Source organism: Micromonospora sp. NPDC050495, from assembly GCF_040655175.1.
In the GTDB taxonomy this organism is placed as follows: Bacteria; Actinomycetota; Actinomycetes; order Mycobacteriales; family Micromonosporaceae; genus Micromonospora.
Genome location: NZ_JBFAJK010000006.1, coordinates 242,097 through 248,740 on the forward strand (window position 1 = coordinate 242,097; position 6,644 = coordinate 248,740).

6 protein-coding genes are annotated in these 6,644 nt (G+C 73.9%); 3 read left to right on the forward strand and 3 right to left on the reverse strand.

Annotated features, from left to right (window positions below):
* Positions 1–7 precede the first annotated feature (7 nt).
* Entirely contained in the window at positions 8–649 is a 642-nt protein-coding gene (locus tag AB0I11_RS10325) for a DUF402 domain-containing protein (RefSeq protein ID WP_357316549.1), read from the forward strand.
* Positions 650–652: 3 nt separating this feature from the next.
* On the opposite strand, the gene npdG is transcribed toward AB0I11_RS10325, so the two are convergent.
* Positions 653–1,351, reverse strand: a complete 699-nt coding sequence (npdG, locus tag AB0I11_RS10330; RefSeq protein ID WP_357316552.1) for an NADPH-dependent F420 reductase — start codon at positions 1,349–1,351, stop codon at positions 653–655.
* A gap of 143 nt (positions 1,352–1,494) precedes the next feature.
* Positions 1,495–3,042 carry an RNB domain-containing ribonuclease gene (locus AB0I11_RS10335; protein WP_357316555.1) on the reverse strand — a complete coding sequence of 516 codons (1,548 nt, stop codon included), beginning with the start codon at positions 3,040–3,042 and terminating at the stop codon, positions 1,495–1,497.
* 150 nt (positions 3,043–3,192) lie between these two features.
* Between AB0I11_RS10335 and AB0I11_RS10340 the strand changes: the two genes are divergently transcribed.
* The gene (locus AB0I11_RS10340; RefSeq protein ID WP_357316558.1) at positions 3,193–4,515 is read left to right on the forward strand and encodes a hypothetical protein; all 1,323 of its coding nucleotides are present in this window, start codon (positions 3,193–3,195) and stop codon (positions 4,513–4,515) included.
* A gap of 181 nt (positions 4,516–4,696) precedes the next feature.
* Positions 4,697–5,128 (forward strand): hypothetical protein, encoded by a 432-nt coding sequence (locus tag AB0I11_RS10345; protein WP_357316562.1) that lies wholly within the window; start codon positions 4,697–4,699, stop codon positions 5,126–5,128.
* Positions 5,129–5,313: 185 nt separating this feature from the next.
* On the opposite strand, the gene AB0I11_RS10350 is transcribed toward AB0I11_RS10345, so the two are convergent.
* A complete protein-coding gene (locus AB0I11_RS10350; protein WP_357316610.1) occupies positions 5,314–6,606 on the reverse strand; it encodes an MFS transporter in 1,293 nt (430 codons plus the stop codon).
* Between the last annotated feature and the right edge of the window lie 38 nt (positions 6,607–6,644).

Here is a 6,644-nt window from a genome sequence, read left to right on the forward strand (position 1 = left end):
TGCGTTGATGATCTTCAAATCCGGGCAGGTCATCACCCGCCGTTACCTGCGCGGTGGCCGGTGCTCCTGGCTGCAACCCATGCTGGTGGTCGCCGACGACGCGGACGGCCTGCTGCTCTGGCACCCGGTCGGCAGCGACTGCGCCCGGCTGGTCGACGCCGACGGCAACACCCTGCACGAGCTTCCCGTCGACCAGATGCGCGACGCGAAGCTGGCCGTCCAGGCCTGGACGGGCTACGACATCCTCGTGCTCATGCCGCCCGCCGCGGCGTACTCGGTGTGGTGGTTCTTCCGGGACGGCGTCTTCGCCGGCTGGTACGTCAACCTCGAGGACCCGTACGCCCGGCGGCCCAACGGCGTCGACACCGTCGACCACGTCCTCGACCTCGTCGTGTCGCCGCAGCGGCGCTGGGAGTGGAAGGACACCGGCGAGTTCGCCGAGCGGGTCGGGCACCCGGCCTACTTCGACCGGGCGGCGGCCGACGCCATCCGTGCGCAGGGCGAACGGCTGGCCGCGCTCGTCGAGGCCGGCGAGTTCCCGTTCGACGGTACGCGTACCGGCTTCCGGCCGGACCCGGGCTGGCCGCCGACGCTGCGCCTCACCCCGGACCTGCTCCAGGCCGCCCAGGCCCCCCGCGCGGGCGGCTGACCGTCAGAGGTCGGTGACCCGGATCCCGGCGTGTGCCTTGTACCGCTTGTTGATCGCGATCAGGTTGGCGGTGAACGCCTCGATCTGGTGCGCGTTTCGCAGCCGGCCGGCGTAGATGCCCCGCATGCCGGGAATCCGGGCGGCCAGCGCGGCGACCACGCCGACCAGTTCCCGGTCCTCGGTGCAGATCAGCACGTCCAGGTCGATGCGGTCGACCTCCGGGTCGGCCAGCAGCGGGGCGGAGACGTGGTTGAACGCGGCGCAGACCCGGGAGTCGGGCAGCAGCGCGGCCGCCTGCTGGACGGCGCTGCCCTCCGCCACGGCCAGCGCGTAGGGGCCCTGCTTGTCGAAGCCGAGCGGGTTGACGCAGTCGATGACGATCTTGCCGGCGAGCGGGCCGGCAAGGGCGGCGACGGTGGCGGCGTGCCCGTCCCACGGCACCGCGACGATCACCACGTCGCTGCGGCGCGCGACCTCGTCGTTGTCCGCACCGGTCACCTGAGCACCGGCCGGCACGCCCGGCAGTGCGGCGATCTCCGCGGCGGCCTGGGCCGCCCGGTCGGCGGCGCGGGAACCGATCAGCACGGTCTGCCCGGCCCGGGCGAACCGGTAGGCGAGCCCCCGCCCCTGGTCCCCGGTGCCACCGATGATGCCGACGGTGAGCCCGGAGACATCGGGCAGGGTGGTCGCGTCGTAAGCCATGCGGCCATCCTCGCAAAGGTCATCGTTCGATGGGACGGCCGGGCGCTGTGACAATCCCCGCTGCCACGGCCGCCTCGCCGGCCCGGGACGCCGGCGCCGGCCGGTAGCCCAGGACAACGGGCCGGCCGGGGCCGGCGGTGCCGTCAGGCGCGTTCGAAGAGGACCTTGCGCTCGGCGGGATCGGCGGTGACCAGGCGGACCCGCACCCGCTCGCCGAGCGGCAGCTCACCCACGCACCGCGCCCGGACCGGCGGCTCGTCCAACGCGACGGTGCCGCCCGGCGGGCGGCCGGGCCGGCCACCGTTGGCGCCCGGACGATCCGCCCCGGCGTTCCCACCCGATCGCCCCCGATCGTCGACGGCGGACCCGGCCGGGCGGGGCGGCTCGGCGGTGGCCGGCTGGCGGGGTACCTCGGCCGCCGGCCGGGGAGCGTCCACGTCGAGCACCGCCGCCTCGAACGTCTCGCCGACCCGGTGGGCCAGCAGCACCGCCTCGGCCAGCTCGACCGCGCCGCGGGTGGCCGCCGACGCGGTCCGGTCGGTGCTCGCCATCACCTCGGGCAGCTTCGACAGCGCCGCCCGGACCCAGTCCGGCACCTCCCGGCCCTCGTGCAGGGCCAGGCACGCCTCGGTCGCGTACCGGTCGGCGAGCCGGCGCAGCGGCGCCGTCACGTGGGCGTACGCAGCCGCCACCCCGCCGTGCGCCGGCTGCTCGGGCAGTTCGCCGTCGAAGGCGGTGTACGCGGCTCCCCGCATCAGCTCGGCCGCCTGATCGACGAAGGCGGCCGCCCGGGGCTGGGAGGCGTCCAGCCCGGCGAGCACGGCGCCGACCGGCATCCCGTCCGGCCAGTGCACGCCGAGCGGCCCGGCGGCCTGGCGCAGCCGCTGCACCGCCTCGGGCCGGGGCGGCGGCATGGTTCGCAGCAGCCCGATCCGGCCGGCGAGCATGATGTCGGCGGCGGCCATCCCGGTCAGCAGGGAGATCTGCGCGTTGTGGTCCTCCATCGGGCTGGGGCCGCGCAGCACCAGCCGCCAGCCGTCGCCGTCGGGCTCGACGTCCTGCTCCGGCAGGGGCAGGTTGACCGCGCCCCGGCGCAGCCCCCGGGCGGTGAGCAGGGCGCCGATCTCGGGCAGCAGGGCGATCGGTTCGGGCAGCCGCCCGGCCTCGGCGGCGAGCTGGACGCCGACGTAGTCGAGTTTGGCGCGGCTGCGGACCCGGGCCCGTTCCAGCGCGACGCCGACCGTGCCGCCGTCGGCGTCGAGGTCGATGGTCCAGAGCACCGCCGCCCGGTCCGCGTCGGGGAGCAGGCTGGCGGCCCCCTCGCTGAGCGTGTGCGGATGCAGCGGGACGTTGCCGTCGGGCAGATAGACGGTCTGCCCGCGACGCCACGTCTCCTCCTCCAGCGCGCCGCCCGGGCGGACGTGGGTGGCCACGTCGGCGATGGCGTACCGGACCCGGAAGCCGCCACCCGGACGGCGGCTGAGGTGCATCGCCTGGTCGAGGTCGCGCGACGCCGCCGGGTCGACCGTGACGAACGGGATGTCGGTGCGGTCGGCGGCGGCGGGCAGCGGCGCGCCCGCCGCCGCGTCGGCCTCGCGCTGCGCCGCGGCCGGGAAGCTGTCGGGCAGTCCCAGCTCGCGGCGGAGCGCGCCGAAGTCGATGCGGGGCGCCAGTACGCGTCGGATCACCACGGGGTCAATCCTGACAGCGCGACGCACGATCCGCCCGCCGGCCCGGCTGGCGCGGCGCGGCAGCCTCAGCCGGTCGTGCTCCGGGTGCCGCCCGGCTTCCTGGTGGAACGACCGGCGACCACCCGGGTACCGGCCGGTTTACGGGCGGCGGTGAGCCGCTTGTGGGTACCGGTCGAGGTGCTCGTCCGGGCCTCGACCGGCCCCACGGACGACGCCGCGCCGATCGCCTTCCGGCCGGCGACCGATTTGCGCGCACTGGTCGAGGAGGTACCGGTGGTCTTCTTCGCCGGCGCCTTCTTCGCCGTGGCCCTGCTCGCCGGGGCCTTCTTTGCCGCGGTCCTGCTCGCCGGCGCCTTCTTCGCGGCCGTCGTCCGGGCCGTCGTGGTCTTCTTCGCCGGCGCCTTCTTCGCCGCGGCGGTCGTCTTCCGGGCGGCCGTCGTCTTCTTCGCCGCCGTCCTACTGGCCGGGGCCTTCTTCGCCGCCGTCCTGCTCGCCGGGGCCTTCTTCGCGGCCGTCCTGCTCGCCGGGGCCTTCTTCGCGGCCGTCGTCCGGGCGGTGGCGGTCTTCTTCGCCGGGGCCTTCTTCGCCGCGGCGGTCGTCTTCCGGGCGGCCGTCGTCCTCTTCGCCGCCGGCGCCTTATTCGCCGCCGTCCTGCTCGCCGGGGCCCTCTTCGCGGCCGTCGTGCGGGCCGTCGCGGTCTTCTTCGCCGGCGCCTTCTTCGCCGCGGCGGTCGTCTTCCGGGCGGCCGTCGACTTCTTCGCCGCCGGCGCCTTCTTCGCGGCCGTCCTGCTCGGCGGGGCCTTCTTCGCCGCCGCCGTGGTCCGCTTCGCCGCCGTCGTACTCGTCGCCGCCGTCGTCTTCTTCGCGGGCGCCTTCTTCGCCGCCGTGGTCTTCTTCGCGGCGGTGGTCTTCTTCGCGGCCGGTGCCTTCTTCGCGGTGGTCCTGCTGGCCGGAGCGGTCCCGGCGGTGGTCCGGGTGGCCGGGGCGGTCTTCGCGGGCGTCTTGCGCGCCGCCGAGACGGCCTTCTTGGCGGCGGCCTTCCTGGCCACCGCCTTCTTCGCCGGCACGCGGCCGGCGCCGGCGCCCGAGGCGTTCGGGGCCGCCTTCGTGACGGTCGCGGTCCTGGCCGTGGCCCCGCCCACCGTCCGGCTGGCCGCGGTGGTCTTCTTCGGGGTGGTGCGTTTCGCCGTTGGGCGGGTGGTGGCCTGCTGTGCTACGGCCATCTTGGTTCCCTTCCTGGGACGTGCTCTCGCCCTCGCGGAGCACGGATCACCTCGACGCGGGCCGTCCCGCGCCGTCTACTTCTCCTCCCCGGCCCAACGGGCGTCCTCGGCGTCCCACGCGTCGTTGCGCTCCCGCACCTGCTGCAGGGCGTTCTCGGCGTCGGCGGCGGAGGCGTACGGTCCGAGAACGTGCTTCGCGGGGCACACGTCAGCATCGGTCTCGACCCGGTGGTGTCGGGTGCACCAGTAGTAGTGCCCACCACTTCCGTTGTCGCTCATGCGATCACTGTGCACCGCGAATCATCCGACCGCCACCGGAACGCCCGAATTCGCCGTTAATGTCCTCCACAGTAGACCTCATCGCGCCCGTCCGGGGTCGGAACAGCAGAATGGGGCAGCCGGAAGCCCGGCCGGTGTCGGACAATCCCCAGGTGCGGTACGGGGGAGAACGCTGGACACCGGTGCGCCGACGGCTGCTGGTCGGCGCGGCGCTCCTAGCGCTGGCCGCGGTGGCCGTGGCGGTCGCGCTGCCGCTGCTGCGGGACCGGTCCCAGCATCGGCTGCAACGCCGGGCCGACCGCGAGGTGACGGCGACCGCCCAGCGCACCCGGGCGGCCCTGCTGGCCGAACCGTCCGGGCGGGAGGCGGCCCTGCGGACCGCCGTCGACGACGTGGACGGGGTGGAGGTGCTCACCGTGACGGCCGGCGCCCGCGGGGTCCGGCTGGTCTTCCAGGTACGGGTGGCGAAGACCGCCGCGTCGCTCTTCGGCTGGCAGCGGGCCACCGCCACCGGATGCTTCGCCCAGCTGGTGCGCGGGGGCGCCACCCCGGCCGCGCTCGAACGGCTGCCCTGCCCCAGGTGACCGGCTGCCCCGAACGGCGGGTACCGGCGGGCGAGGTTCCCGGTCGGGATCGGCGCTTGTGATCATCGCGGAGACCGCGGCTCCGCTACGGCCCTGGAGTTGCCGTTCCGAGAGGCCGACGGACTCGATGACCTCGAATGCACGCTGCCAGGCTCAACGTCGCGCGTGGAGCATGACTTGCGCCGTCAGATCCGCAGGGCGGTGTCCCTGGCTTCGCGGGGAGAGCCCGACGGACGGAGCAGCGGGATCGCCAGGGCAGCGAGCACGAGCGTGACCAGGGCCGCCCCGGCCGCGATGAGGGCGAAGGAGTGTGCGAACGCGGTCTGGACCACGTCGATCAGGCCGGGGACCTGTTCGAGAGTCTCCATCACCCCCTCGTGCAGTGCGTGGGTCTGGTCGGCGTCAAGGTGCTCCACGTACGGGGCGAGATAGCCGCGGTAGATCACCGTTCCGGCGCTGCCGAGCGCTGCGATCCCGAAGGCTTGACCGAGTTCGGTGCCGGTCTCGGAGATCGCTGACGACGCTCCCGCATCGCGGCTCGGAACGGTGCCCACGATGATGTCGGTGCCCAGGGCCGCCCCTGGACCGAAGCCCAGATAGGCCAGCGAGAACCCGATGATGGCGAACCGAACTCCGCCCTCGTCCAGGGTGGTGGCCAGGACGGCGAAGCCTCCGGCTGCGACGAGCAGGCCGATGGCGAGGGTCTGCGCCGGGGTGATCCAGCGGGTCAGGACCGGACCGATGGCGGAGCCGAGGCCGAGCGCCACCGCAGGGATGATCATGACCAGTCCGGCCTCGACGGGTGAGAGCTCGGCGGCGAGCTGGAGGTACTGGGCGAAGTAGAAGTACGTTCCACCGATCAGCACCGCACACACGGTCATGAGTCCCACCGCCGCGGTGAAGCGCCGTTGCGCGAACAGGGACACCGGGATGAGCGGATGGCTCCGCCGTCGTGCGCGCCAGATGAACACCGACAGCGCCAGCATGCTGAGCACGAACCCGCCCACTGCCGTACTCGCACCGGCGACGCTCGACAGGACCGCCGCCTTCAGGCTGAAGACGAGGCTCAGGATCGCCGTGCCCAGCAGGAGCGCCCCCGCGACGTCGAGCGACGTGTCGGCCTTGATCTCCGATTCGGGCAGTGCCCGCCGCCCGGTCACCAGCACGGCGAGCATGACGACGACCCCGGGCAGGAACACCGCTCCCCACCACAAGTGCTCCAGGAGCAGGCCGCCCAGGCTCGGGCCGAGCGCGATGCCGACCATGAAGCAGGCCATCCACAGCCCGATCGCTCTTGCCCGGTCGCCCGTTTCCGGGAACAGCGTCACGATGAGCCCGAGACTGGCCGGGGCGATCGTCGCCCCGGCGATCCCGAGCAGCGCCCGCGCGGTGATGAGGACTTCGATCGACGGGGCGAACGCGTGTCGGGGTACTCGTTGGAGTGCAGAGGTGAGTACGGCTGATCTTGCAGAGGTCAGGTGTCGTGGTGGGGGCCTTGTTCGTCACGGTGGGTTGC

Bases quoted from the DNA above. Each gene is read 5' to 3' on its own strand.
- npdG (WP_357316552.1), bottom strand. From the start codon at position 1,351: ATGGCTTACGACGCGACCACCCTGCCCGATGTCTCCGGGCTCACCGTC.
- AB0I11_RS10325 (WP_357316549.1), top strand. From the start codon at position 8: ATGATCTTCAAATCCGGGCAGGTCATCACCCGCCGTTACCTGCGCGGT.